This window comes from Clostridium sp. (genome assembly GCF_051654825.1).
In the GTDB taxonomy this organism is placed as follows: Bacteria; Bacillota; Clostridia; order Clostridiales; family Clostridiaceae; genus Clostridium.
In genome coordinates this window covers 1-1,989 of record NZ_JBOFYU010000002.1, presented here as the reverse complement: position 1 = coordinate 1,989, position 1,989 = coordinate 1, and the positions used below count along the sequence as shown (strand labels likewise).

Genomic DNA, 1,989 nt, shown 5'->3' with positions numbered 1-1,989 from the left:
GCGTAGAGGAAACACTCCTTTCCATTCCGAACAGGACAGTTAAGCTCTACAGCGTCAATGGTACTGCATGGGAGACTGTGTGGGAGAGTAGAACGTCGCCAGGTTACAATAAGAGTCGAATTACGGCTCTTATTTTTTTTCAATTTTTTAGTTAGATAACTAGTTATTATAATATTTTTTCGTCTTTAAGAGCGTGTTAACAACTGATTGAGCAATAGAAAAATACTTTTAACCTTCATGAGAAAAAACTTTTATTAAGAAAAGAAAGAGTAAATTTATAAATAAAACTATATTTTTTATATAGTAGAGTAAGAGTTTATAAGTATACATTATGAATAAAAATACATAAATAACAAAATATGTATTTACAAATTTTACAATTATAATTATAATAGGGTTTGTGTCACTGAAGTCCATAAGGTGGCATAAGAATTTATGGGTAAAATTAAAAATGTATAAGGGTGGGTAAAACAATGAAGAGAAAAGAATTAATCAAAAAGATTGCAGTTGTAACACTAAGTACCATGGTAGCAGGGAATCTACTAATGACATCAAGTCCTATTTATGCAGAACCAATATTAGCTGTAGCTAATGACATGGAATCAGTTACTAACTACGCAATAACTGAAAACGATAACAATGAAGAAAAGAGTAATTACTCTCAAATTGGGGCAGTAGAAAGCTTCCAAGTAAATGAAAATATAGTAACTATTAAAATGGTTACTGGAGAGCAAGTTCGTGTATCTTTATTAGGAGATGATGTATTTAGATTATACATGGATCCTACGGGGGATTTTCAAGATAATCCAACTCCAAATGACAAGACTCATACAACAACTATAAGAGTTAAGGAAGATTCAGAATACGAAGGGATTACTCCACAAATAGAAGATGGTGATATCCTTAAGATAGCTACTAATAAAATTGAACTTAGAGTTGAAAAAGCTACTGGTAAGATGGAATTAGTAAATAAAGAAACCGGCAAAACGGTTTGGAAAGAAGCTGAAGCTTTAAAATATAAAGAAAATGAAATAGTTCAAACTTTAGAAACTAATGACTCAGAGTACTTTTATGGTGGAGGAATGCAAAATGGTCGTTTCTCACATAAAGGAAAGAGTATATATATAAGAAATGAAAATATATGGACTGATGGAGGGGTAACTAGTCCAACACCTTTCTACTGGTCAACTAATGGATATGGTGTAATGAGACATACATTTAAGCAAGGTAAGTATGAATTTGCATCAGTTGATAAGAGTAAAGTAACTACAAAACATTCAGAAGGTAAATTTGATGCTTATTACTTTATAGACCAAAAGCCAAATGAAATTTTAAATGGATTCTATGAATTAACAGGTAAGCCAGCATTATTACCTGAATATGCATTCTATTTAGGACATGCTAACTGTTATGCGCGTGATTGGGTAAATGATGAAACAGGACAAGAATCACAAACACCTCAACCAGGATATGATAGACAAGAAACATTAATGGTAGATGCTAAGGGAGTTGTAGATGCTCATTTAAATAATGATATGCCACTTGGATGGTTCTTACCTAATGATGGTTATGGATGTGGATATGGAAGAGAAGATTCTATTGATGGAAATATAGGTTTATTAAAAGAGTTTGTTGATTATACAAAATCCAATGGAATACAAACAGGTCTTTGGACTCAAAGTCAATTAAAGCCAACAGGTAATCAAGATGCTTATTTAGAAAGAGATATAGATAAAGAAGTTGGTGTAGCAGGAACAAATGCTGTTAAAACTGACGTTGCATGGGTTGGTCCAGGATATTCATTTGCTCTTAATTCAGTAAGACAATCTGCTGAAGGTATATTAAATAACTCAGTAGATAATGCAAGACCATTTGTTATAACAGTAGATGGATGGGCAGGAACTCAACGTTATTCTTCAGTTTGGTCAGGAGATCAATTTGGTGGTGAGTGGGAATATATTAGATTCCATATTCCAACTTATATAGGAT

The 1,989-nt window shown here is 32.4% G+C and carries 1 protein-coding gene and 1 rRNA gene; both read left to right on the top strand.

Annotated features, from left to right (window positions below):
* A 5S ribosomal RNA gene (gene rrf / locus ACRDBA_RS00030) occupies positions 1-104 on the top strand; the annotation flags it as partial.
* Between the two features lie 369 nt (positions 105-473).
* A partial coding sequence (locus ACRDBA_RS00025; protein WP_438570900.1) for a TIM-barrel domain-containing protein occupies positions 474-1,989 on the top strand: 1,516 nt, incomplete at its 3' end.